We start from the raw sequence: 23,655 nt of genomic DNA, 5'->3' as shown, positions 1-23,655 counted from the left end.
CATACTCACTGCACGCTTTGGCGGTTAATGTAACTATTGTTTAACATTTAACCAAAGGTGCCCGTGCTCGAAAACGGTCGAATGTACTGGCAGAACGGGACAAATGCAATAAGCTTGAGTGCGCTTTACTGCTTTTGTTGCTTTTCATCAATGCCCTTTGCAACCACCGGGATGCGCCACATAAATATCAGCAGGCAGGCAAGGATCGCCAGCAGCAGAAAACGGACCCACAGCAGCTTAACCAGCCAGAGTGAAATTGCGAACGTCAGGAGGATAATCGCGATGGCCCGGGGTTTTGCGCCGGGGGGCATCGCACGGTACTGCTGCCAGTGGCGAAGATAGCTACCAAACCAGGAGCGATAGAGCAGCCAGGCGTGAAAACGGGGAGAGGATCGGGCGAAGCACCAGGCGGCTAACAGAATAAAGGGCGTGGTGGGCAACACCGGCAGCACCACCCCGAGCGTGCCGAGCGCAACCGCCAGCCAGCCGATGATAATTAACAGAGTACGTTGCATAATAGGATCGTTATCGGGCTTTTTGGCTAATGTAGCATAGCCCTGATGAATACAGGGGAGAGATTGTTGAAAACGGCTTTGCTTTTAGATTCACTGGAAAAACAGCTCGCTTCCCTGCGTGAGCGGGCTGCACCGCTGGCACATCACGCTACCGTCAGCGCACGCTTTGATCGCCATCTGTTTCAAACGCGCAGCACGTTAATGCGTGCCTGTCTGGACGAGGTTGACCATAATCTCGCCGCGCTGCGCCACGCGGTGGATGCCGGACAGCTGCCGCAGGTGGCCTGGCTGGCGGAACATCTCTCGTCACAGCTCGCCGCCCTTACCCGGGAAACGGCCACCTGGTCGCTCCGGGAGTGGGACAGCGCCTCGCCGGGGGTGACCAAATGGCAGCGCAAGCGGCTACAGCATCAGCAGTACGAGCGCCGCCTGCAGGAGATGAAACGGGCGCGCGAGCTGCTGCTCGCCAGAGCCACCGGTTTTGAAGAGCAGCAAACGCTACAGCGCGACGTCGTGGCGCTGGAAGGTCGGCTGGCACGCTGTCGCAGCGCGCTGGCGCGGATTGAGAACGTACTGGCCCGGTTAACACGCTAGGGAATAACAGGAGTGAATATGTCGCTGGAAAATGCGCCGGAAGAGGTCAAGCTGGCAGTAGATCTGATTATGCTGCTGGAAGAGCACGCCATTGCGCCGGAAACCGTGCTGAAAGCGCTGGAGATAGTAAAGCGGGACTTTGAGAAAAAAGTCCCGCTGCAGGATACGCGCTCTTAAAACCGATCAGGCGATAGAAGGCGCGCCATTGTCGTCACTCAGATCGCGTTTTACCTCGGTCAGCTCTTCACCTTTCGCATTGCGCAGGTGCACTTCCAGCTGATTAAACGCAATGTTGATGCCGTTCTCGCGGCATAGCCGATCGATGGTGCGGTTCAGTTCATCTACCGTATAGCTGCGATCCCGCAGCTCACGCACGTAGAGACGCAGCTCGTGATCCAGCGTGCTCGGGCCAAAGGTCGTGAAGAAGACCGCCGGCTCCGGATCGTGCATTACCTTCGGGTGATCCATCGCCGCCTTCAGCAGTACCCCTTTCACCTTATCAAGATCGGAGCCGTAGGCTACCCCAAGACGCACCACCACGCGGGTAATGGTATCGGAGAGCGACCAGTTGATCAGGCGCTCGGTCACAAAGGCTTTGTTCGGAATGATCACCTCTTTGCGGTCAAAGTCGGTAATAGTGGTGGCACGGATACGGATCTTGTTCACCGTCCCGGAGAAGGTCCCGATGGTCACCGTATCACCGATGCGCACCGGACGCTCAAACAGGATAATAATACCGGCGACGAAGTTACCGAATATCTCCTGCAAGCCAAAACCAAGACCAACCGATAGCGCCGCCGCCAGCCACTGGAGTTTATCCCATGATACGCCCAGCGAGCCAAATACCGTCATCGCACCGGCTGCGATAATCACGTAGTTAAGGATAGTGGTGATGGCATAGGAGGCCCCCTGGCGCATCTTCAGGCGCGAGAGCACCAGCACCTCCAGCAGCCCTGGCAGGTTGCGGATCAGCGCCCAGGCCACCATCGCCGCGATGAGCGCAAACAGCAGGCTGCCCATGGTGACGCTTTTCACCACGCTGGCACCCGCCTCCATGCCGTTGTAGTGCCAGAGCGTAATGCTGTCGAGGTAGGCAAACACGGTGATCAGATCGGACCATATTGCCCAGAAGACGACGCCAAACAGCGCCACCATCACCAGCATGGTAATACGCAGCGTCTGCTGGTTAACCTGCTCCAGGGCGATGGTCGGCTCCTCCTGCGGCTCCGCGCCCTCGGCCCCCTCTTTCACCAGATTCTGCCGACGCGCCAGCGCACGGCGGTAGGCGATGCGTCGCGCCGCCACGCTAAGCCCGCGCAGCACCGTCTGGTAGAGCAGGTTCCAGATAATCACCAGATAGACGGTTTCAATCCAGCGGCCGGAGAGGCGCAGCGTGGTGTAGAAGTAGCCGGTCGCCGTCAGCACCATCAGCGCCACCGGCACAATAGAGAGTACCGTCACGGTCAGCAGGCGCAGGGCATGGGACTCTTTATCGCGCCAGCTGTCGCGGCACATCGGCCACACCAGGATGCTTATGACCAGCAGGTTCAGGAAGATCACAATCTGCCCGGTGACGTCGTCCATCAGATGCAGCGGCGACAGCTCGGAGACCACCGACCAGAAGTGCAGCGGCAGCAGCGCCAGACTGACGCGGACAATCTGGCGACGCCAGTGGCTGGTCAGCTCCGCAGGCATAGAGAAGTGGGTGACCGCGACGCCGTTTTTCTCCAACACCTTCCAGCACACGCCGAATACCAGCCAGAAGAGCGCCAGCTTTTTACTGAAGGCCCATAGCAGCTCGCTAATATTAAGCTGCATGGTAAGCAGGATCAGACCTGCCGCCAGGATCAGCAGACAGACCGGCAGGGCGCGGATCAGGTCGATGAGGATCGCCTTCGGCGTGTGCCCCTGGCTGTCGTTACGCAGCTGGCCCACCTCGTCCGCCAGGCGCGCCTGGTACTGCTTCAGCCAGCCCAGACGCCAGCGGATCAGGCCCGCGATCAGCAGCAGCGGCAGCCCGGCTAAAAACGCAATGGCTACCGCAGGCCAGGCTTTCTCCCAGTTCACGGTGATCTTCATGGTGCGGAACTGCTCTTTAACCGCCTGCGGGAAGGCTTTAATCCACTCCCAGTCCATCGGTTTGTTGCTGTTCACCCAGAAGATCTGCTGGGTCAGCACCTCTTGTAAGCTCGTTGAAACGCTCATCAGCTGCTGCTGGTTAACCTGCAGGTTGATGGCCATCATCAGCTGGTTGCCGAGCTGCTTATTGAGCTGGTCGAGCAGCTCACGGCGCATATCAACGACCTGCAGCAGCGCATCGTGCACCTCATCGTTTACCTCGCTGGTGTGCCCCTCCTCCAGCTTGCTGACGAAGGCGTCGCTCTGGAACAGAGCATCACGCTGCTGGTTAATCTCAAACTGCTCAAGGCGCAGGTCGGCGATGCGGTTGGTCATATCCGCCAGCTCGTCGGCGGAGGGCAGCGTCTGCTGCTGCTGGTAGAGAATGCGCGACAGCAGCAGGCTCCCCTTCAGCACCGAGATCTGCTCTTTGATATTGCGCTCGGACTGCAGAGCGCGATCGAGCCAGTTTTTAACTTTGATATTCTGCTGAACCAGCGCATTGCCGTTTTCCGTGGCGTTGATCAGCCGCTCACTGAGCTGGTGGTTAAGCTCCAGCTCCTGTTTCACCAGCGGATTGGCCTGAATACGCGCGGTTTCGTCCGGCGTGACGGCCTCCTGGGCGGTTTTTTCCGTCAGCGTCAGGCGCTTACTGTTGACCGCTTCCTGCAGGAGCTGAAGCTGATGCTCCAGACGGTTGCTGTTGGCCGTCACGTAGTCACGCTGCTTTTGCAGGGTATCCTGCAGAGTCGTGTTGCCCTCAAGGCTTTTTCGCTGCTGGTCGATCTCGGCATTCAGCAGCGCCTGCTGGGCCAGCAGCAGCGTCTGTTGGGTCGGCCGCAGCGCGCCCTCACCTGCCCCGGTACCGTTCAGGCGGTTACGGATCTGCTGTAGCTGCTGTGAGGCCGTGTACATGGCATTCTGCACCCGCTCCGGCTGGGTTTGCAGGGCCACCAGCTGACTGTTGTAGGTCGCCAAATCGTTCTGCGCGGCCTGGAGATTGTCCAGCAGCTGCGAGACTCGCGACTCCAGCTGACGCAGTGAGAGCGTGGCCAGGGTTTTGCGCGTTTCCTCATCGTTGTCTTTATCGCTGAGCGCATTAAGCCCGTCCGTCGCCTCGCGCATCTTATCCGGTGCCTGGGCCACCTTCTGGCGAAGCTGAGTGGTCTCCTGCTTGACCCGCTCGATCTTGTCGAGGGTATCCAGGGTTTGCGTCAGATCGTCAATGACGAGCTTGTCCTGCGGCGTAGGGTCTTTTTGCTTATTCAGCGCATCAAGCTGGCTTTGCACCTCTGCACGATTAGGCAGGTCGGTACTGGCGCGGGCATACGAAGCCGTCGTAAACAGGCTTACGATAAGCACCAGCACCATGGCAAAAGCGGAGAGCGGATTTTGCGAGCGTATGGAGTGCAGCATAATTTTTAGATGAATGGTTTCTTAACGGGAAAGCGGGCCGGGACTGACCACGCGCAGAGAATATCACGCCCGTCTGGGACAACATAGCAATGCGCATACCCTCCAGGATATTTCCTGGCGTTATGAAGGAAAATCAGGCGTTGAGCAGACCTGGCGTTGCCCGCATGGTGGGACAGAGCTGGAACATCTCCAGCAGGATAGCGACGTAGTCACGCGCCTCCTTTTTAAGATCAAACGTTTGCGGTGAGAAGAGCCAGTTTTCCATAATGCCAGAGATGTAGCTGCGCATCAAAATGGCTGCGCGACGGGTGAGCAAATTAGCGGGCAGCATTTTCGCTTTAATACAGTGGCTGAGAGTCTGTTCAATACGATCGTAACTTTCGAGGCATAAATTACGCTGTGCCTGTTGCACTATGGCCATTTCGCCGACAAACTCACACTTATGGAAAATGATCTCCATCATTAACCGGCGGCGCTCTTCGACAACGGTTGCTTCAAGGACATAGACCAGTATTTCGCGTAAAACTGAGAGTGGATCGTCAGGGAATTTTGCCTGATACTCAAGCTCTAGATCGCCGATACTGGACTCTGACAGTTCCCAAATTTCACCAAATAAATCTGATTTATTTTTGAAGTGCCAATAGATTGCGCCACGCGTGACACCCGCAGCCTGCGCAATGTCTGCCAGAGACGTCTTGGAGACGCCGTGCGTTGAAAACAGCCGCATGGCGACATCTAAAATATGCTGACGCGTCTCCAGAGCCTGTTGTTTGGTTTTTCGTGCCATATGTTGGTGATTTTATGGGAGTCAGATTTACATACATTTATGAATGTATGTACCATAGCATGACGATAATATAAACGCAGCAATGGGTTTGTGGGCATTTGATCCACTGATCAATTTGAAATCGGACACTCGAGGTTTACCTATGAACAAAAACAGAGGATTTACCCCTCTGGCGGCCGTTCTGATGCTTTCGGGCAGCTTAGCGCTAACAGGATGTGATGATAAACCGGCTCAACAAGGAGCACAGCAAGCGCCAGAAGTTGGCATTGTGACACTCAAATCCGCACCTCTGCAGATGACCACTGAACTGCCAGGCCGCACCAGCGCTTATCGCGTGGCGGAAGTCAGACCTCAGGTTAGCGGCATCATTTTGAAACGTAACTTCACCGAGGGCAGCGACGTTGAAGCGGGTGTCTCGCTCTATCAAATCGATCCAGCTCCTTACCAGGCCTCTTATGAGAGTGCAAAAGGCGATTTAGCCCGCGCTCAGGCCGCCGCGAACATTGCGCAGGTTACCCTGAAGCGCTATCAGAGCCTGATTGGCACCAAGTACATCAGCCAGCAGGATTTCGATAACGCCCAGGCGGAAGCGCAGCAGGCCAACGCTTCGGTCGTGGCCGCGAAAGCCGCCGTGGAGACCGCACGTATTAACCTCGCCTATACCAAGGTGACCTCCCCTATCAGTGGCCGCATTGGTAAATCGTCCGTCACCGAAGGCGCGCTGGTGCAGACCGGGCAGGCTAACGCCCTGGCGACCGTTCAGCAGCTCGATCCGATCTACGTTGATGTGACCCAGTCCAGCAACGACTATCTGCGCCTCAAACAGGAGCTGGAAAAAGGCACCCTGAAGCAGGAGAACGGCAAGGCTAAAGTAGAGCTGCTCACTAACGATGGTTCTACCTACCCGCAGGCCGGTACCCTGGAGTTCTCTGACGTGACCGTGGATGAAACCACTGGTTCGATCACCCTGCGCGCTATCGTCCCTAACCCGAATCAGACCCTGCTGCCGGGCATGTTCGTCCGCGCCCGACTGGAAGAGGGTCTGAACCCGAACGCGCTGTTGGTTCCACAGCAGGGTATTACCCGTACACCGCGCGGGGAAGCATCTGCGATGGTCGTGGGCGAAGGCGATAAGGTTGAAACCCGTCAGGTACAGACCTCCCAAGCGATTGGCGATAAGTGGCTGGTCACCGGCGGTCTGAAAGATGGCGATCGCGTGATCGTCACCGGCCTACAGAAAGTTCGGCCGGGCGCGCAGGTAAAAGTGCAGGAAGTAAATACCGATCAGGCTTCTGACAAGAAAGAGCAAGCTGCAGCTGGCGCCCAGTCAGAACAAACGAAGTCTTAACTTAAACAGGAGCCGTTAAGACATGTCTAAGTTTTTTATCGATCGCCCCATCTTCGCATGGGTTATCGCGATCATTATCATGCTGGCGGGGGCGCTTTCGATCCTCAACTTGCCGGTAGCGCAATATCCTTCGATTGCGCCACCGGCGGTGACGGTCTCAGCAAACTACCCTGGCGCAGATGCGAAAACGGTGCAGGATACCGTGACGCAGGTTATCGAACAGAACATGAACGGTATCGATGGCCTGCTTTACATGTCCTCCACCAGCGACTCGTCCGGCTCGGTGCAGATCACGCTGACCTTTAACTCCGGTACCGATGCGGACATCGCGCAGGTTCAGGTGCAGAACAAACTGCAGCTGGCCATGCCGCTGCTGCCACAGGAAGTACAGCAGCAGGGCGTCAGCGTTGAGAAGTCATCCAGCAGCTTCCTGATGGTGCTGGGGATGATCAACACCGATGGCTCGATGACCCAGGAAGATATCGCTGACTACGTAGGCGCGACGGTGAAAGATCCGGTTAGCCGTACTGCGGGCGTCGGTGACGTGCAGCTGTTCGGTGCCCAGTACGCGATGCGTATCTGGATGGATCCGAACAAGCTGAACAACTTCCAGCTTACGCCGGTTGATGTCATCAACGCTATTAAGGCGCAGAACGCCCAGGTAGCAGCTGGTCAGCTCGGCGGCACGCCGCCGGTGAAAGGACAGCAGCTGAACGCCTCGATTATCGCTCAGACCCGACTCACCTCGACGGAAGAGTTTGGTAAGATCCTGCTGAAGGTAAACCCGGATGGCTCCCAGGTTCGCCTGCGTGACGTGGCAGAGATTGAGCTGGGCGGTGAGAACTACGACGTTATCGCTAAGTACAATGGTCAGCCAGCCTCGGGTCTGGGGATCAAACTGGCGACCGGCGCTAACGCGCTGGATACCGCCAATGCCGTACGTGCGACTATTGAGTCCCTGAAGCCAACCTTCCCGGCAGGCCTGAAGGTGGTCTACCCGTACGACACCACGCCGTTCGTTAAAATCTCCATTAACGAAGTGGTGAAAACGCTGGTCGAAGCGATTGTGCTGGTGTTCCTGGTAATGTACCTGTTCCTGCAAAACTTCCGTGCAACGCTGATCCCAACGATTGCCGTTCCGGTGGTATTGCTGGGTACCTTCGCCATCCTCGCCGCCTTCGGCTACTCGATAAACACCCTCACCATGTTTGGTATGGTGCTGGCAATCGGCCTGCTGGTTGATGACGCCATCGTGGTGGTAGAGAACGTCGAACGTGTTATGGCCGAAGAGGGGCTCTCTCCTAAAGAGGCCACGCGGAAATCGATGGGGCAGATTCAGGGCGCGCTGGTGGGTATTGCCCTGGTGCTGTCCGCGGTATTTATCCCGATGGCCTTCTTCGGTGGCTCTACCGGTGCGATCTACCGCCAGTTCTCGATTACTATCGTTTCGGCGATGGTGCTGTCGGTTATCGTTGCGCTGATCCTGACGCCAGCCCTCTGTGCCACCATGCTGAAGCCTATCGCCAAAGGCGACCACGGCGAAGGCAAAAAAGGCTTCTTCGGCTGGTTTAACCGCATGTTTGATAAGAGCACGCACCACTACACCGACAGCGTAGGCAATATTCTGCGCAGCACCGGTCGTTATCTGCTGCTCTATATCATCATTGTTGCGGGCATGGCGTTCCTGTTTGTACGTCTGCCAAGCTCGTTCCTGCCAGATGAAGACCAGGGTGTATTCTTAACCATGGCGCAGCTGCCAGCAGGGGCCACGCAGGAGCGTACGCAGAAGGTGCTCGATGAGGTCACCGACTACTACCTGAAAGACGAAAAAGCGAACGTGAACTCGGTGTTCAGCGTTAACGGCTTCGGCTTCTCGGGTCGCGGTCAGAACACCGGTATCGCGTTCGTCTCGCTGAAAAACTGGGAAGAGCGTGCGGGGGAAGAGAACAAGGTTCCGGCCATTGCAGGCCGCGCCAGCGCTCGCTTCTCACAGATTAAAGATGCGATGGTCTTCGCCTTTAACCTGCCGGCGATTGTTGAGCTGGGTACGGCAACCGGCTTCGACTTCCAGCTGATTGACCAGGGTAACCTCGGCCATGACAAGCTGATGCAGGCACGTAACCAACTGCTCGGCGAGGTCGCCAAGCACCCTGATCTGCTGGTGGGCGTACGCCCTAACGGCCTGGAAGATACGCCGCAGTTCAAGATCGATATCGATCAGGAGAAAGCGCAGGCGCTGGGCGTTTCTATTAGCGATATCAATACAACGCTGGGTACCGCCTGGGGCGGCAGCTACGTAAACGACTTCATCGACCGCGGTCGCGTGAAGAAAGTCTACGTTATGTCACAGGCTAAATACCGTATGCTGCCAAGCGATATCAATAACTGGTACGTGCGCGGTAGCGATGGTCAGATGGTTCCGTTCTCGGCCTTCTCCTCGTCGCACTGGGAGTACGGCTCACCGCGTCTGGAGCGCTATAACGGTCTGCCGTCAATGGAGATCCTCGGTGAAGCGGGTCCTGGTAAGAGTACCGGTGAAGCGATGGACATGATGGAGCAGCTGGCGGGCACGTTGCCTGCGGGCGTGGGTTACGACTGGACGGGCATGTCCTACCAGGAACGCCTCTCTGGTAACCAGGCCCCTGCCCTGTACGCTATCTCGCTGATCGTGGTCTTCCTCTGTCTGGCAGCGCTGTATGAGAGCTGGTCAATTCCGTTCTCGGTCATGCTGGTTGTTCCGCTCGGGGTCATCGGTGCACTGCTGGCGGCAACGTTCCGCGGGCTGGGCAACGACGTTTACTTCCAGGTGGGCCTGCTCACCACCATCGGCCTGTCGGCGAAGAACGCGATATTAATCGTCGAGTTCGCCAAGGATCTGATGGAGAAAGAGGGTAAAGGGCTGATCGAGGCGACGCTTGAGGCAGTACGTATGCGTCTGCGTCCTATCCTGATGACCTCGCTGGCGTTTATCCTCGGCGTTATGCCGCTGGTTATCAGCACCGGCGCAGGCTCTGGCGCACAGAACGCGGTAGGTACCGGCGTAATGGGCGGGATGGTGACCGCGACCGTACTGGCTGTCTTCTTTGTGCCGGTGTTCTTCGTGGTGGTACGCCGCCGCTTCAGCCGCAAATCTGAAGACGTAGAGCACACTCATCCGGTTGAGCATCACTAATCCGCTCTGAAAGCTGGAGTTTGTGAATCAAAGGCCGCGCAAGCGGCCTTTTTCATTATTCGCCTGAAAATCATCATGAAGGCTTATTGTTTATTGCGTTAATTTCTGTAACAAATATAAGGCATATAATTCTTAAGGCTTAAGGGATTATCTTGAGAAGTAAAGATATTCTTAATTAATAGTAAAAGCCTCTTACCGTAAGAATATTCTTAGTGGATAACATACAGGCAAGCATGGTTCGCCCTTTGGCCTGGTGAAAAACGAAAGCAAAAGATGATAATTGTAATTTTTCGTAATCGCTCCAGGAAATCTTTTTCAGAGTGACTTATAGTTTAAGTGAGGCGTAAGAGCAGCTTACACGCCGACCTCAAGGAGGTATCCATCCCGAAACGGTGTTCCATGTGAAAAAAAAGCCACTTAGAAGGGGATACGTTATGGACGAATACTCGCCAAAAAGGCATGATGTCGCGCAGCTGAAATTTCTTTGCGAAACGTTGTACCATGATTGCCTCTCTAACCTTGAAGAGAGTCATCACGGCTGGGTTAACGACCCTACGTCAGCAATCAATTTGCAGTTGAACGAGCTGATTGAGCATATTGCGACCTTCGCACTTAATTATAAAATTAAGTATAATGAAGATAATAAACTGATCGCCCAGATAGACGAATACCTGGACGACACGTTCATGCTGTTCAGTAGCTATGGCATTAGCACAGAAGACTTGCAGAAATGGCGCAAATCCGGCAATCGCCTGTTTCGCTGTTTCGTTAATGTGAGCAAGGCTAACCCTGTTAGTCTGTCCTGTTAAAACTATTACAAATACATAGGTGAATTTATGTCTGATAAACCATTAACCAAAGTAGATTATTTGATGCGCCTACGGCGCTGTCAGACAATTGACACGCTTGAACGGGTGATTGAAAAAAATAAATACGAACTGTCTGACAACGAGCTCACAGTTTTTTATTCCGCGGCCGATCATCGACTGGCTGAACTGACCATGAATAAACTGTATGACAAAATCCCCTCCTCCGTGTGGAAGTTTGTTCGTTAGTCTGCGCACCGTGTCATAGCCATTTCTCGCTGTCTTTATCAGACGTGTTTTGATGGGTCTTAGCGCCGGGGTTTTGTCTTACAAAGTAATGTGAGCTCAATCACATTCTAAACTCAGCGCGATACTCTTCCCGGCTATCTCCATCCAGGATGTTCCTGTTACGTTTAACAGTGAGATAGCCATGAGTACAGAAAAGCAGAAAATGATTGCCGGACAGCTCTACCGAGCTGGCGATGAAACATTACGGGCAGATCGCCTGCGTGCCAGGGAGCTGCTGCATCACTATAACCACTCCGCTCCTGGCGAAAAGAGCGAACGGCGCGGCCTGCTTGCCGAGCTGCTCGGTAAAAGCGGTAATGCCTATATCGAGCCCAGCTTTCGCTGCGACTACGGCTATAACATTTTCCTCGGCAATGATTTTTATGCCAATTTTGACTGTGTAATGTTAGACGTCTGCCCTATTCATATTGGCGATAACTGCATGTTCGCCCCAGGGGTGCACATCTACACCGCCACCCATCCCGTTGATGCCACCGAACGTAACAGCGGATTAGAGTTCGGAGCGCCCGTAACCATTGGCAACAACGTCTGGGTCGGCGGTCGGGCTGTGATAAACCCGGGCGTGACCATTGGCAACAACGTCGTTATCGGCTCCGGTAGCGTGGTGATCCGCGATATCCCTGACGACGTGGTGGTGGCGGGTAATCCCGCGCGGATTATTAAAAAGCTGTCGTCGGCGTCGGCATAACTGTTATGCTTTTTTGTTGCCTGGCTGTTACTTTTTTTTATCAGCGCAGATCGTAAAATAGGCTGTTTCACCTGCGTTTTGTGCGATCCCCAAAGGTAAAAAATGACAGAAATAGAGCGACTGCTTAACCAAACGATCAACGAGCTAAATATTCGCGAGAAGCGTGACAACCGGCCACGCTTCAGCATTAGCTTTATCCGCAACCATCCCTGGCTGTTTATCGGCATGTATGTGGGCTGGTTTGCTACCCTGGCGGTTATGCTCCAGTCTGAAACCTTAGCAGGCTCCGTCTGGCTGCTGGTGGTGCTTTTTGCCCTGCTGAACGGCTTCTTCTTCTTTGATGTCTACCCGCGCTACCGCTATGAGGATATCGACGTGCTCGATTTCCGCGTCTGCTATAACGGCGAGTGGTATAACACGCGCTGTGTGCCGACGGAGCTGATCGACGCTATTATGCAGTCGCCTAAGGTTGAGGCTGCGCAAAAGAGCCAGCTGCAGCAGATGGTACAGAGAAAAGGCGAGCTTTCGTTCTACGATATCTACTCTCTGACGAAGCCGAAAACTGGGCCGCACGCTCAACCACAGGTCGCTTCATGAATCAGTATAATCACTATGGCCAGCCGGTTGGCAACGCCCTTCCCGGCTGGCAACCTCGCCCGCTGCCGCAGCGCGTTGTTCTACATGGACGCTATTGCCGCCTTGAACCACTCACGCGCACTCATGCCGATGCGCTCTTTGCCGCCTATCAGCTTGACGGCGATAGTCGTAGCTGGACCTGGCTGCCGCGCGAACCGGAAGAGAGCATCGAGCAGTATGCGGCCTGGGTCGAGAGCACGGAACAATTGCAAGACCCGCTCCACTTTGCGGTAATCGATACGCAAACTGAGAGGCCGGTAGGTACCCTTGCGCTAATGCGCATTGACGCTAACAACGGCGTTATCGAAGTCGGCCACGTCCACTTCTCCCCCTTGCTGAGCCGTACCCCCGCCTCGACCGAAGCCCAATGGCTGCTAATGCGCTACGCCTTTGCGACGCTCGGCTACCGCCGCTACGAGTGGAAGTGTAACACTCTTAATGAGCCTTCACGCCAGGCTGCGCTGCGCTTAGGTTTTCAGTATGAGGGCCGCTTTCGTCAGGCGTTAGTCGTGAAAGGGCACAATCGCGATACCGACTGGTTCTCCATCATTGACGGTGAGTGGCCAGACGTTGACGCCGCTCTGCAACGCTGGCTCGCGCCAGATAACTTTACTGCTGACGGCAAACAGCGCTGCTCTTTGACGTCCCTGCGGACGTAGCACGTTGTTGGTAACGAAGCGGGTATCAAAATAGCTGTCTCGTCCCGTATTGACATACGCACAAAAAGTATTAGATTTAAGGTAACAGCGTTGCTTAGTGAGGTCGCTGTTAGGTAGTAAGATGTAGTGAAGTAAGACGTAGTTAATAAATGCGATAAAGGCCACGAAGCATTGTTGTATGGGAGAGTCGGCGTAGCGTAAATCAGTTGCAAGCCTACCCGATGACGCTTTAAGGCCACGTAGTCAGTCTCTACAATCGCAGGGTGTGAACGAAATCGCGATGATGTAAGGCTCTGTTTTATGTTGTATGGGTTGTGAGTTAAAACCTCATGTTTTAAATCGCAATGGAAGTAAGGCCACGCATCAAATAGTGTATATCGCGAAGGGTGTGTACTTGAGTACCGAGGTCTAAGACCTTAAACGTGTACATTTAAAGCAGTATCATAAGCAGTATCATGTAGTTAAGTTCCTTAATGTTAAACGCAATATCTGTAGTACCCTAAGAGCCCTGGCTTCTCAAGTCAGGGCTCTTGTCATTTTGGGCTGCCGATAGCCCGCTTCCCCCACCTCATCTACCTTATGCGTTTTTCGCAAAAGCACGTGATCCTGCTCGGTCATAAATTAGAAAAGAAGGTTATTGGTTGAAACCAGGGCGTTAGGGCACTCTGCCAGAAAGCCACTGTAAGGAGCCAGCCATGACCGCTACCCGCCTGCCCATTCTTGACCTGTCGCACTTTTCCGATCCCGACGCGCGTCCCGCCTTTCTGGAGCAGCTGCGTCATGCCGCACGAGATATCGGTTTCTTCTATCTGGTAAATCACGGCGTAGATGACGATCTGCAGCGCGCCGTTCAGCAAGAGGCCCGCCGCTTCTTTACCCTTTCTGATGCGGAGAAGCAGCAGGTGGCGATGATCCACTCGCCCCATTTTCGCGGCTATAACCGTGCGGCCTCTGAGCTGACGCGTGGCCAGCCGGACTGGCGCGAACAATTTGATATTGGCGCTGAACGTTCGGCCCTGAACGTTACCGGGGACGAACCTCGTTGGCTACGTCTGCAAGGGCCGAATTTGTGGCCAGAGGCGCAGCCAACGCTAAAACCTGCCCTCCTCGCCTGGCAAAAAGCGATGACCAGCATGGCGCTCAACCTGCTGCGCGCCTTCGCCCAGGCCCTGGATCTCCCCCCTGACGCCTTTGATGCGCTGTACGGCGATAAGCCTAATGAGCATATCAAGCTGATCCGTTACCCTGGCCAGCCCGCAACCGAGAGCCAGCAGGGCGTCGGCGCGCACAAGGACTCCGGCTTCCTCAGTTTTCTGCTGCAGGATGAGCAACGAGGCCTGCAGGTGGAGGTCACGCCGGGCCGCTGGCTGGATGCCGCCCCGCTAGCCGGAAGCTTTGTGGTAAACATCGGTGAGCTGCTGGAGCTGGCCACCAACGGCTACCTGCGCGCCACTGTTCACCGCGTCGTCTCTCCCCCCGCTGGGCAGGAGCGGCTGTCGATTGCCTTCTTCCTCGGTGCGCAGCTGGATGCGGTAGTACCGGTCTATGCCCTTCCCGAGCCGCTGGCGCAGGAGGCGTACGGACCCGAGAGCGATCCGCAAAATCCGCTGCTGCGCGACGTGGGCTGGAACTACCTGAAAGGACGGCTGCGATCCCATCCGGACGTGGCCGAGCGTTACTACCGGGACGTGCTGCGCGAGCGCAGCGAACAGCTGATTGCCTGATTTAACCCACTGACATAACGATAAAGGATAAAAATGATGAAACCTGCAGCATTGAAACTGGCCGGGCTGGCACTCTCTCTCTCTTTGGCATGGGGCTCAGCCCATGCGGAAGCATTGCGCATCGCGGCGGACGCCGTGCCGCATGCGGAAATTCTTAACTATATCAAAACGTTTGACCCTAAACTGGATATCAACGTGGTAGAGCTGACCAGCGGCGTCAACGCTAACGAGCTGCTGGCGAACGGCGACGTTGATGCCAACTATTTCCAGCACGTTCCGTATCTAAAGGACCAGGAGAAGGCGCTGGGCAAAACCTTTGCCGTGGCGGCGACGGTGCACATTGAACCGCTGGGCATCTACTCGCGCAAATATAAAGATCTCAAGTCGATTCCTGACAACGCTACGGTGGCAGTGCCGAACAACACCACCAATCTGAGCCGCTCGCTGTTCCTGCTGCAAAGCCAGGGTCTGATTAAGCTCAACGCAACGTTTACCGATCCCGCCACCACCCTCGCCACGCCGAAGGACATTGCTGAGAATCCGAAGCACATTAAAATTCTTGAGATCGAATCACCGCAGATCCCCCGCTCGCTGGACGACGTCGATCTGGCGGTGATCAATGGCAACTACGCCCTGGAGGCAGGCCTCACTCCGGCTAAAGACGCGCTGGGGCTGGAGAGCGCCGAACATAACCCCTATGCCAATATTCTGGTGACCAACCCGGCGCTGGCCAACGATCCGCGTATCAAGGAGCTGGCAAAGGATCTCACCTCTCCGCAGGTGGCCGAATTTATCCGTAAAAACTACAACGGATCGGTTATTCCGGTCGCACCGCAGTCATGATTGTGATTGAAGGGCTGAGTAAAACCTATGCCGGAGCAGGCCGACCGGCGCTGAACGACATCTCGTTAACCGTTCCTGAAGGCGCCGTTTACGGCATTCTCGGGCGCAGCGGTGCGGGCAAGAGCACGCTGATCCGCTGCCTGAACCTGCTGGAGCGGCCGACACACGGCCGCATTCTGGTCAACGGACGCGACATCACCGGCTTCGATAAAGCGGCCCTGCGCGCGCACCGTCTGCAAACCGGCATGATTTTTCAGCACTTTAATCTGCTGCATGCCCGCAGTGTGGCAGACAACATCGCCGTGCCGCTGGAGATCGCTGGCGTTGCCAAAGCACAGCGTCGGGCGCGGGTCGAGGAGCTGCTGCACCTGGTGGGCCTGAGCGACAAGGCGCAGTCTTTCCCCTCTCAACTCTCCGGCGGGCAGAAGCAGCGCGTCGGTATCGCCCGTGCGCTGGCAGCGCGCCCGCAGGTGCTGCTCTGCGACGAAGCCACCAGCGCACTGGACCCCGAGACCACGCAGTCGGTGCTCAGCCTACTGGCGGATATCAACCGCCAGCTAGGCCTGACGATTGTGCTGATCACCCACCAGTTAGAGGTGGTAAAAAGCCTTTGCGATCACGCGGCGCTGCTGGAGAACGGCGAGCTGATTGAAAGCGGGAAGATCGCTGACCTGCTGGCCACACCGTGGTCGCGTCTGCGCCAGTCGCTGCTGCCCGACCCGCAGGCGGAACGTCTCTTCCTGGAGCGACATGGCGTAAACGGGAGGCCACTATGCGTAGCATGAGCTGGGACGAGCTGTGGCCAATGCTGCTGAACGGCACGCTGGAGACCGTCTACATGGTGGCGCTGGCCGCCCTGTTTACCGTGCTGATTGGCCTGCCCATTGGCGTATTACTCTATATCTCACGGGCAAACGGCCTGCTGCCGATGCCTAAAACCAGTGCTGTGCTGGGGGCCCTTATCAACCTGGGCCGTTCGCTGCCGTTTATCGTGCTGCTCATTGCGCTGATCCCCTTTACGCGCCTGCTGATTGGTACCACCCTCGGCAGCACCGCCGCGGTAGTCCCCATTACTATCGGCGCGTTTCCTTTCTTTGCCCGGCTAACGGAGAACGCGCTGGACGAGGTGGACTATGGCCGAATCGAAGCCATTCTGTCGATGGGCGGCAGCGTCTGGCACGTTATCGTCAAAGCCCTGCTGCCGGAGGCGCTGCCGACGCTGCTGGCGGGGATCACGCTCACCGTGGTGATGTTAATTGGTTTCTCGTCGATGGCCGGTGTCATTGGCGGTGGCGGGCTGGGGGATCTTGCCATTCGCTACGGCTACCAGCGTTTTAACGACCAGGTGATGGTAGGTACGGTGATTATTCTCGTGGCCCTGGTACAGGGAGTGCAGATGAGTGGCGATCGTCTGGTTCGACGCCTGGCGCATCGCCGCTAAACCATGTGTTTGCATTACGAAATTTTAGCGCAAAATAGCAGAGGAGGAGTGCAGAGAGTGGTATAAAGACAGAATTGCTGTAAGCCCACTCTCTTTCGCCATATATCAAAAAGGAATGTTTGATGATGACAAACCGACGGCTGGGAAGTGTTGTCACCGTTGTGCTGGTTCTTGCGGTGCTGGTTCCCATGGGACTTAGCGTCTGGCTGGCGCACCTTCAGGCACATGAGACCTTCAGACGCGAGCTGGATGCCTACGCTGACCGGGTCGTCCTACGCACGCAAAAAGTGCTTCAGCAAGCCAAGGTTACCCTGAATAAGATGGACCAGTTTACAGGTATCCCCTGTAGCCCTGAGCACCTGCAGGCGATGCGCAGAGCCGCCTTCTCTAATCACTATCTTCAGGAGGTGCTCTATGTCGATCGCCTCCATCCTCTCTGCTCATCGCTGGAGAACACCAGCCGCGAAGTTGCGCTGCCGCCAGCACAACGAGTCACTCCGGACGGCTACCGTGCCTGGCTAACTACCCAAAACGACGTAGGTATAAAACGGATCATGGCGGCGTTGGGTAGCGAGCGCCATGTGGTAATGATCGATCCCCTGTCGTTTATCGATGTCCTGCCGTTCGGCTCCTCGCCTATAAGTGTGTCGCTGGTCGGTCTGAAAACGGAGCGGATTATTGTTAGTAGCGGCAATTTTACCCCCGCGATCTGGCAGCAGCTGCAGCAGACTACGGAGAACCAGCTTACGTTTCAAGGCGAGCTGTATGATATCAGGCGTTTTCCCGAATTAGGGCTCGCCGTCGTTACCCAATCCTCCCTCGCGCCGCTGGAAAAGGGCTGGCACCGACAGCTACTGATCTGGCTTCCGATCGGCGTACTCCTGAGCCTGCTCATCGCGTTTTTCCTGCTACGTGTGCTGCGCCGCCTGCAGTCGCCCCACTACCGTATACTGGATGCCATTAACGCGCGCGATATTGAGGTCTACTACCAGCCAATTATCGCCCTGAGCAGTGGAAAAGTGGTCGGGGCCGAGGCGCTGGCCCGCTGGCGGCAGGCTGATGGCCGCTTTCTCACGCCGGATATCTTTATTCCGCTGGCGGAGCAGTCTGGCCTGATGCCGCAGCTTACGCAGCTGATTATTGAGACGGTATTTGAAGATCTGGGTCTCTGGTTACAGCACCATCCGGATCAACACGTCTCGATCAACCTCGATCCCGGCGATCTGCTGTCGAAAACCCTTCCAGACCTGCTCAGTACAATGCTGGCCCGCTGGCGGCTTAGCGCTTCGCAAATTGCGCTTGAGATCACCGAGCGCGGCTTTGCCGATCCCAAAGTCAGCTCCCCGGCCATTGCCGAGCTTCGCCGTGCCGGGCATGCCATCTATATCGACGACTTTGGCACCGGCTACTCCAGCCTGAGCTATCTACAGCATCTGGAAGTCGACATCCTGAAGATCGACAAATCCTTCGTGGACGCGCTGGAGTATAAAAACGTCACTCCACACATTATCGAGATGGCAAAAGCGCTGGGGCTGGCGATGGTCGCGGAGGGTGTTGAGACTGAAGGTCAGCTGGAATGGCTGCGCAATCACGGGGTGCAGTTTGCTCAGGGCTGGTTCTACAGCAAGGCGCTGCCGAAAGATGCGTTTATGGCATGGGCCGAAGCGAACCTCCGGCCCGATAAGGTTACGCCTGACGCCAGCTGAAGGCGTAGCGCACGCGATCTTCAGCCAGTATGAACTCCGGCGACACGCTCGGACTCCATGAGTCGTCGCCGCCTACGCCCATATGAAATGCGTCGAGGTTAAGCCAGCAGCCCTCCTCTTCCCGCAGCAGATGGTGATGGCTCGTCTCATAAAGCTGGCGCTGGCCGTAGCGGCTCAGAGAGAAGTGAAAGCGTCCGTTAAGCCGGTGCCCGCCGTACTCCAGCTGACGCGTATCGCAGCGCAGGCCGTTATCGCTGGGGAAAATATAGGGCGTATGCAGCGCGCTTAGCGGCAGCGTCCAGCGTCCCTGGCTCGCCGCCAGTCTGCGGTCAGGGTAGTTCTCATGTGGCCCCAGGCCCAGCCAGCTCGCAGACGCCTCTACCGCTGCCAGCTGGCAGCTGAGGCCTATCCTTGCCGGCGGCGGGGCGTCGGTGGCAAGCTGCACGTCAACGTCACCGTGCAGCACGCCGCAGCTGTCGATGCGCCAGCGCTTATCGCTGATAAACAGCACCTTATCCTCATGGGACCAGGCGTGCCGGGTGGTGATGACCACCTCCCCGGCGCTCTCCTTCGCCGCGCAGTGCAGCAGACGCGGCGTCATGGCGTACATGCCCGCCGCCTTCCAGCGTTCAACCCATGCATTGGGATCGATACGCGTCACCTCGCTAATGCCGATATCGTTATCAAGCGGCGCGCGGGTGAACTGATCCCGAACCGGCGTCAGCAGCGTCGGCGTCTCACCGCACCACCACTGCTCCAGATCGCCGCTACGGCGTGAGAAGTGCCAGCGCCGATCCTGCCAGCTAACGCTATAGGCCTCGTCGCTAATAGCCAGCGTCGCGCCGGGGCCCGCCTCCTCCGGCGGGGTGATTGCCAGCGGCGCAGGCAGCCGCCACTGATCCCACGCGCAACGGTGGTTATCTGGTGACCATGCGGTAGCTCGCGGCTGATACACATCAACATTAAGCCATACCTCCCCCGGTATGGCCGACAGCGCAGGCGCGTCAATCTCCAGACGCTGCACGCCCTGAGGCAGGATCGCTAGAGACTGCTCGCCCTCGGCAAGCACCTCGCCGTCGCGGGCAATGTTCCAGCGCAGCACTTCGTTATCCGCCTTGCGGAAGAGGTAATCGCTATGGATCTCAACCACCAGCGGCGCGGTGCCGATCAGGCGGAACTGGAAAAACTGCTGCGCGCGCTGGGCCTCATAGAGGGCCGGATGCGGGGTGCGATCCGGGAAGACCAGCCCGTTCATGCAGAACTGGCGATCGTTCGGCGTATCGCCAAAATCACCGCCGTAGGCCCAGAAGGCGTTGCCGTTTTCATCCCGCTTCGTCAGCGCCTGGTCGACCCAGTCCCAGACAAAGCCGCCCTGCAGGCGGGGGTTATCACGAAAAGCCTGCCAGTATTTGGCAAAGCCGCCGAAGCTGTTGCCCATCGCATGGGCGTACTCGCAGAGGATCAGCGGGCGCGTCTCATCCGGCAGGGCAATCCACTTCTTAATCGACCACTTCGGCACGGCAGGAAAAGGCTGGTCCATATCGACGCGGGCATACATCGGGCAGATGATATCGGTGGCGGCCGTGTTCGCCCCGCCGCCCTCATACTGTACCGGACGCGTCGGATCGCTGGACTTCACCCAGCGGTAGAGCGCGTCATGGCTTGCGCCGTGGCCGGACTCGTTCCCCAGCGACCAGATAATGATGGAGGGATGGTTGCGGTCGCGCTGCACCATGCGGGTGACACGCTCGCTCATGGCAGGGAACCAGTGCGGATCGTCCGCCAGTCGACTCATCGGCACCATGCCGTGGGTTTCAATATTGGCTTCATCGACGACGTAGAGGCCGTAGCGATCGCACAGCCGGTACCAGAGAGGATGGTTCGGATAGTGAGAGCAGCGCACGGCGTTAAAGTTATGCTGCTTCATCAGCTCGATATCCCGACGCATGGTGGCCTCGTCCACCGCCTGGCCGGTTTCCGGGTGATGCTCATGACGGTTAACCCCACGGATCAGCAGCGCCTTGCCGTTGACCTTCAGCTGACCGTGGCTAATCTCCACCTTGCGCACGCCCACGTCGCACGCTTCGACCTCCAGCAGACGGCCCTCGGCATCCAGCAGCGCGACGGTCAGCCGATAGAGATGCGGCGTTTCAGCGCTCCAGAGATCGGGCTTATCGACAGCGAACTCGACGCTTAGCCGCTCGGCCCATGCGCCGCGCTCGTCTACAATCGCACTGCCGGGACGCTGCTCTGCGCAGGCGATCTGCTCCCCGCCGCGCCACAGGGCAACGGCCACCCGGCAGTTGGCCAGCTCACCGGCAAGCTGCACGGTGGTGCTTATTCGGGCATGGTTAAATTCGGCGTTAAGCGCGGTCTCGACCTGGAAATCGCTGATGTGGGTGGCAGGCTTGTGCAGCAGCACCACGTCGCGGAAGATACCGCTCATTCGCCACATATCCTGATCTTCCAGATAGCTGCCGTCGCACCAGCGCAGCACCATCACCGCCAGCCGGTTTGCCCCCGGTCGCAGCACCGCGCTGAGATCGAACTCTGCGGGTAGGCGGCTATCCTGCGAGTAGCCAATCCACTCCCCGTTACACCAGAGATAGAAGGCTGAGTTGACCCCTTCAAAGATAATCCGCGTCTGACCGCTTGCCAGCCATGCCGCATCCACATCAAACGTCAGCGAATAGCAGCCAGTGGGGTTCTCCGCCGGGACATAGGGCGGCGTGACCGGGATCGGGTAGGTAACGTTGGTATAGATCGGCGTATCGAAACCCTGCATCTGCCAGTTAGAGGGCACCGGCATCGCAACGGCGCTGGCGCAATCCTCTTCTATCCAGGTTGCTGGCACCGCTTCCGGGGCGGAGTAGAAGCTAAACCGCCACTCGCCGTTGAGCAGCCGCCACGAGGGCGAGCCGCTGTCATGGCGCGCCTCGTCAGCGTCACGCCAGCTATGCAGAGGGACGTGCATCGGCAGGCGGTTCCAGTGGGTCACAACCGGGTTTTCCCAATCGCGGCGGGCAAGCAGAGTGTTCAGTGCAGCAGCGGACATGTCGACCTCATGATTTTTGCGAAGCGCTCACAATTTTCTGTACCATGCCCGGACAAGGAAGAAAGGTAAAGGATCGCCATCGCTATAAGCGGGAGCGATCACAAAAGCGAAAAGGTTTTTAGGCCGAGCTGCGAATGACCAGCGTCACCGGCAGCAGCGTCTGGCTTAGTTCATCAGCGGGAGGCTGAAGCAGCCAGTCAACGCTGCGCTCCCCTGCCTCTTTAAAAGCCTGACGTATCGTGGTCAGCGGTGGCGTATACCAGGCGCTGTCGGCGGTATCGTCATAGCCGATAACCGAGATCTGTCCGGGCACGGCGAAGCCCTTTTCCGCACAGGCGCGCAGGACGCCAAGGGCCATCTGATCGTTGGCCACCAGAATGGCTTCAGGCTGCGGATGAGAGGCCAGCAGCCGCTGCACCTGTTCATACCCTGAGGCCGCGCTCCAGTCGCCGTGCGCGGTAGCCGCTGGCGTGACCCTGGCATTCTCCAGCGTCTCCAGCCAGCCCGCAAGGCGCGCCCGGGCTGACACCGAGCCAGGCGGCCCGGCGAGCAGGGCAATAACGCGATGGCCCAGGGTCAACACATGCTCAGCCCCCAGCCTTGCCCCTTCTGCGGCATCAAATACCAGGCTATTCACCCTGGCCGTCGGGCTGACGTCGAGAAACAGCGTTGGCGTTGGATGCGCCAGCGCCGCAAGCTCTTCGGCCTGATCGTCCTCCAACGGCAGGTTGATCAGCAGCCCGGTGACCCGCTGAGCCAGCAGCTCCTGCAACGCCAGCACACAGGCTGCCTGGGTCGCCTGCTCGGGCATAGCGATGATGACCCCAGCCCCGGCCTGCGCGGCGCGGTTTTTCACCGCCGAGGCGATCTGCGACGGCGCATGAAGGGCCAGATCGCTGGTGAGCAGCCCCAGGGTGCGGCTACGCTTGCCCGCCAGCTGCTGCGCGCCCCGGTTGGGAACGTAGTTCAGCTCGCGCATGGCAAACAGCACTTTCTCGCGGGTACGAGCCGAGACGTGCTCCGCCTGGTTAATGACGCGGGAGACGGTCTGGTAGGAGACGCCCGCAAAACGGGCGACATCATAAAGCGTAATGGATTTCATGGGGTTACCCTGGCAGCTGGCCTGCTGCCAGTGTAACCCAAAGCGCTCACCGTTGCTGTGAGCGCTTCGCGGGTTTACAACGCGCCCTCCTGCGGCTGGGGGGCGGGCACAATCGGGGATGGCTGGCGAAACCACGGCAGGCAGAGCTGGATCAGCGGGCCAATCGCCAGCGCGTAGAGCACCGTCCCGACGCCAAAGGTGCCGCCCATTGCGCAGCCCAGCAGCAGGACGCCTACCTCAATGGCGGTACGTACCACGCGCACCGACCAGCCAGTACGGGCGTTAATACCGGTCATCAGACCGTCGCGCGGGCCCGCACCGAATCCCGCCCCGATATACATTCCGGTTGCCAGCGCGTTGACTATCACCGCGGCAGCCAGCAGTAAACTGCGAGCGAGCAGCGACTCCAGAGGCGGCATCAGGGCCAGCGCGGCGTCGGCGGCTAATCCAATCATCACCACGTTACTGATGGTGCCGAGACCTGGACGCTGGCTCAGGGGGATCCACAGCAGCAGCACCAGCGCGCCGACGGCAATCATCACCACGCCAATATTGAGTGAAAAGAGCTTCGCTACGCCAAGATGAAATACGTTCCACGGATCGGCGCCGAGATCCGCCCGGACAAACATGGCGGTAGAGACGCCGTAGAGCGTCAGGCCGATATAGAGTTGCAGGAGTCGCCGCAGCATAGTTCACCTCGTTCAATCAAAGAGAGTGACATCCTCTCTCTTAGTGG

The 23,655-nt window shown here is 57.4% G+C and carries 20 protein-coding genes; 14 read left to right on the top strand and 6 right to left on the bottom strand.

The window, feature by feature from the left end; translation table 11 throughout:
• Positions 1-125: 125 nt before the first annotated feature.
• Positions 126-515, bottom strand: coding sequence for a DUF454 family protein (locus NR795_RS00840; protein ID WP_144814317.1), 390 nt, complete (start codon positions 513-515; stop codon positions 126-128).
• A gap of 66 nt (positions 516-581) precedes the next feature.
• On the opposite strand from NR795_RS00840, the gene priC reads away from it, so the two are divergent.
• Together priC and rsmS are read left to right on the top strand one after the other, a co-directional pair.
• Entirely contained in the window at positions 582-1,109 is a 528-nt protein-coding gene (priC, locus tag NR795_RS00835) for a primosomal replication protein N'' (RefSeq protein ID WP_042391652.1), read from the top strand.
• 18 nt (positions 1,110-1,127) lie between these two features.
• A complete protein-coding gene (rsmS, locus tag NR795_RS00830; RefSeq protein WP_072015242.1) occupies positions 1,128-1,286 on the top strand; it encodes a pleiotropic regulatory protein RsmS in 159 nt (52 codons plus the stop codon).
• A 6-nt stretch (positions 1,287-1,292) separates the two neighbouring features.
• Here the strand turns inward: rsmS and mscK are convergent, their stop codons facing one another.
• Both mscK and acrR read right to left on the bottom strand, forming a co-directional pair.
• Positions 1,293-4,643 (bottom strand): mechanosensitive channel MscK, encoded by a 3,351-nt coding sequence (mscK, locus tag NR795_RS00825; RefSeq protein WP_144814320.1) that lies wholly within the window; start codon positions 4,641-4,643, stop codon positions 1,293-1,295.
• A gap of 133 nt (positions 4,644-4,776) precedes the next feature.
• A complete protein-coding gene (acrR, locus tag NR795_RS00820) occupies positions 4,777-5,430 on the bottom strand; it encodes a multidrug efflux transporter transcriptional repressor AcrR (RefSeq protein ID WP_144814322.1) in 654 nt (217 codons plus the stop codon).
• A 142-nt stretch (positions 5,431-5,572) separates the two neighbouring features.
• Here acrR and NR795_RS00815 point away from each other — a divergent pair, with 142 nt between their 5' ends.
• The 12 genes from NR795_RS00815 (at position 5,573) to NR795_RS00760 (ending at position 18,762) form a co-directional block, all read left to right on the top strand.
• A complete protein-coding gene (locus tag NR795_RS00815) occupies positions 5,573-6,778 on the top strand; it encodes an efflux RND transporter periplasmic adaptor subunit (protein ID WP_144814325.1) in 1,206 nt (401 codons plus the stop codon).
• Positions 6,779-6,800: 22 nt separating this feature from the next.
• Positions 6,801-9,950 carry a multidrug efflux RND transporter permease subunit AcrB gene (acrB, locus tag NR795_RS00810; protein WP_222889728.1) on the top strand — a complete coding sequence of 1,050 codons (3,150 nt, stop codon included), beginning with the start codon at positions 6,801-6,803 and terminating at the stop codon, positions 9,948-9,950.
• A 434-nt stretch (positions 9,951-10,384) separates the two neighbouring features.
• Positions 10,385-10,759 carry an Hha toxicity modulator TomB gene (tomB, locus tag NR795_RS00805; protein WP_042391644.1) on the top strand — a complete coding sequence of 125 codons (375 nt, stop codon included), beginning with the start codon at positions 10,385-10,387 and terminating at the stop codon, positions 10,757-10,759.
• Positions 10,760-10,786: 27 nt separating this feature from the next.
• Positions 10,787-11,005 (top strand): HHA domain-containing protein, encoded by a 219-nt coding sequence (locus NR795_RS00800; RefSeq protein ID WP_042391642.1) that lies wholly within the window; start codon positions 10,787-10,789, stop codon positions 11,003-11,005.
• A gap of 181 nt (positions 11,006-11,186) precedes the next feature.
• Positions 11,187-11,753, top strand: a complete 567-nt coding sequence (gene maa, locus NR795_RS00795) for a maltose O-acetyltransferase (protein WP_257756746.1) — start codon at positions 11,187-11,189, stop codon at positions 11,751-11,753.
• Between the two features lie 102 nt (positions 11,754-11,855).
• Positions 11,856-12,350 (top strand): YlaC family protein, encoded by a 495-nt coding sequence (locus tag NR795_RS00790; RefSeq protein WP_144814334.1) that lies wholly within the window; start codon positions 11,856-11,858, stop codon positions 12,348-12,350.
• On the top strand, positions 12,347-13,048 hold the full coding sequence (locus NR795_RS00785) for a GNAT family N-acetyltransferase (protein WP_257756745.1): 702 nt from the start codon (positions 12,347-12,349) through the stop codon (positions 13,046-13,048). Before NR795_RS00790 ends, NR795_RS00785 begins: the two co-directional genes overlap by 4 nt.
• Before the next feature lie 695 nt (positions 13,049-13,743).
• Positions 13,744-14,772, top strand: a complete 1,029-nt coding sequence (locus NR795_RS00780) for an isopenicillin N synthase family oxygenase (RefSeq protein WP_257756744.1) — start codon at positions 13,744-13,746, stop codon at positions 14,770-14,772.
• A gap of 36 nt (positions 14,773-14,808) precedes the next feature.
• Positions 14,809-15,615, top strand: a complete 807-nt coding sequence (locus tag NR795_RS00775) for a MetQ/NlpA family ABC transporter substrate-binding protein (RefSeq protein WP_257758255.1) — start codon at positions 14,809-14,811, stop codon at positions 15,613-15,615.
• Positions 15,612-16,400: a methionine ABC transporter ATP-binding protein gene (locus tag NR795_RS00770; RefSeq protein ID WP_257756743.1), complete on the top strand. Its 789-nt coding sequence runs from the start codon at positions 15,612-15,614 to the stop codon at positions 16,398-16,400. The genes NR795_RS00775 and NR795_RS00770 overlap by 4 nt, the downstream gene beginning before the upstream one ends.
• The gene (locus NR795_RS00765; protein WP_257758254.1) at positions 16,397-17,056 is read left to right on the top strand and encodes a methionine ABC transporter permease; all 660 of its coding nucleotides are present in this window, start codon (positions 16,397-16,399) and stop codon (positions 17,054-17,056) included. Before NR795_RS00770 ends, NR795_RS00765 begins: the two co-directional genes overlap by 4 nt.
• A 125-nt stretch (positions 17,057-17,181) precedes the next feature.
• Positions 17,182-18,762: an EAL domain-containing protein gene (locus tag NR795_RS00760; protein WP_257758253.1), complete on the top strand. Its 1,581-nt coding sequence runs from the start codon at positions 17,182-17,184 to the stop codon at positions 18,760-18,762.
• Here the strand turns inward: NR795_RS00760 and NR795_RS00755 are convergent.
• The 3 genes from NR795_RS00755 to NR795_RS00745 all read right to left on the bottom strand — a co-directional run bounded on the left by NR795_RS00755 (position 18,743) and on the right by NR795_RS00745 (position 23,608).
• Positions 18,743-21,817: a beta-galactosidase gene (locus NR795_RS00755; protein ID WP_257756742.1), complete on the bottom strand. Its 3,075-nt coding sequence runs from the start codon at positions 21,815-21,817 to the stop codon at positions 18,743-18,745. The genes NR795_RS00760 and NR795_RS00755 overlap by 20 nt on opposite strands.
• 118 nt (positions 21,818-21,935) lie before the next feature.
• Positions 21,936-22,919 carry a LacI family DNA-binding transcriptional regulator gene (locus tag NR795_RS00750; protein WP_257756741.1) on the bottom strand — a complete coding sequence of 328 codons (984 nt, stop codon included), beginning with the start codon at positions 22,917-22,919 and terminating at the stop codon, positions 21,936-21,938.
• Positions 22,920-22,993: 74 nt separating this feature from the next.
• Complete coding sequence (locus NR795_RS00745; RefSeq protein WP_257756739.1) at positions 22,994-23,608, bottom strand: YitT family protein; 615 nt, start codon at positions 23,606-23,608, stop codon at positions 22,994-22,996.
• Positions 23,609-23,655: the final 47 nt, after the last annotated feature.

The sequence above is a fragment of the Pseudescherichia sp. L3 genome, from assembly GCF_024656065.1.
GTDB lineage: Bacteria > Pseudomonadota > Gammaproteobacteria > Enterobacterales > Enterobacteriaceae > Pseudescherichia.
Note: the sequence above shows the minus strand (reverse complement) of the source record. Positions and strands in the feature narration are given on the sequence as shown.

What these genes read in the sequence shown, in the direction of transcription:
- NR795_RS00765 (WP_257758254.1), top strand. Translation starts at nt 16,397, where the DNA reads ATGAGCTGGGACGAGCTGTGGCCAATGCTGCTGAACGGCACGCTGGAG.
- NR795_RS00775 (WP_257758255.1), top strand. Translation starts at nt 14,809, where the DNA reads ATGAAACCTGCAGCATTGAAACTGGCCGGGCTGGCACTCTCTCTCTCT.
- NR795_RS00745 (WP_257756739.1), bottom strand. Translation starts at nt 23,608, where the DNA reads ATGCTGCGGCGACTCCTGCAACTCTATATCGGCCTGACGCTCTACGGC.
- NR795_RS00800 (WP_042391642.1), top strand. Translation starts at nt 10,787, where the DNA reads ATGTCTGATAAACCATTAACCAAAGTAGATTATTTGATGCGCCTACGG.
- NR795_RS00785 (WP_257756745.1), top strand. Translation starts at nt 12,347, where the DNA reads ATGAATCAGTATAATCACTATGGCCAGCCGGTTGGCAACGCCCTTCCC.
- mscK (WP_144814320.1), bottom strand. Translation starts at nt 4,643, where the DNA reads ATGCTGCACTCCATACGCTCGCAAAATCCGCTCTCCGCTTTTGCCATG.
- NR795_RS00815 (WP_144814325.1), top strand. Translation starts at nt 5,573, where the DNA reads ATGAACAAAAACAGAGGATTTACCCCTCTGGCGGCCGTTCTGATGCTT.
- acrB (WP_222889728.1), top strand. Translation starts at nt 6,801, where the DNA reads ATGTCTAAGTTTTTTATCGATCGCCCCATCTTCGCATGGGTTATCGCG.
- NR795_RS00790 (WP_144814334.1), top strand. Translation starts at nt 11,856, where the DNA reads ATGACAGAAATAGAGCGACTGCTTAACCAAACGATCAACGAGCTAAAT.
- tomB (WP_042391644.1), top strand. Translation starts at nt 10,385, where the DNA reads ATGGACGAATACTCGCCAAAAAGGCATGATGTCGCGCAGCTGAAATTT.
- NR795_RS00840 (WP_144814317.1), bottom strand. Translation starts at nt 515, where the DNA reads ATGCAACGTACTCTGTTAATTATCATCGGCTGGCTGGCGGTTGCGCTC.
- NR795_RS00750 (WP_257756741.1), bottom strand. Translation starts at nt 22,919, where the DNA reads ATGAAATCCATTACGCTTTATGATGTCGCCCGTTTTGCGGGCGTCTCC.
- NR795_RS00770 (WP_257756743.1), top strand. Translation starts at nt 15,612, where the DNA reads ATGATTGTGATTGAAGGGCTGAGTAAAACCTATGCCGGAGCAGGCCGA.
- NR795_RS00755 (WP_257756742.1), bottom strand. Translation starts at nt 21,817, where the DNA reads ATGTCCGCTGCTGCACTGAACACTCTGCTTGCCCGCCGCGATTGGGAA.
- maa (WP_257756746.1), top strand. Translation starts at nt 11,187, where the DNA reads ATGAGTACAGAAAAGCAGAAAATGATTGCCGGACAGCTCTACCGAGCT.
- rsmS (WP_072015242.1), top strand. Translation starts at nt 1,128, where the DNA reads ATGTCGCTGGAAAATGCGCCGGAAGAGGTCAAGCTGGCAGTAGATCTG.
- NR795_RS00760 (WP_257758253.1), top strand. Translation starts at nt 17,182, where the DNA reads ATGACAAACCGACGGCTGGGAAGTGTTGTCACCGTTGTGCTGGTTCTT.
- NR795_RS00780 (WP_257756744.1), top strand. Translation starts at nt 13,744, where the DNA reads ATGACCGCTACCCGCCTGCCCATTCTTGACCTGTCGCACTTTTCCGAT.
- acrR (WP_144814322.1), bottom strand. Translation starts at nt 5,430, where the DNA reads ATGGCACGAAAAACCAAACAACAGGCTCTGGAGACGCGTCAGCATATT.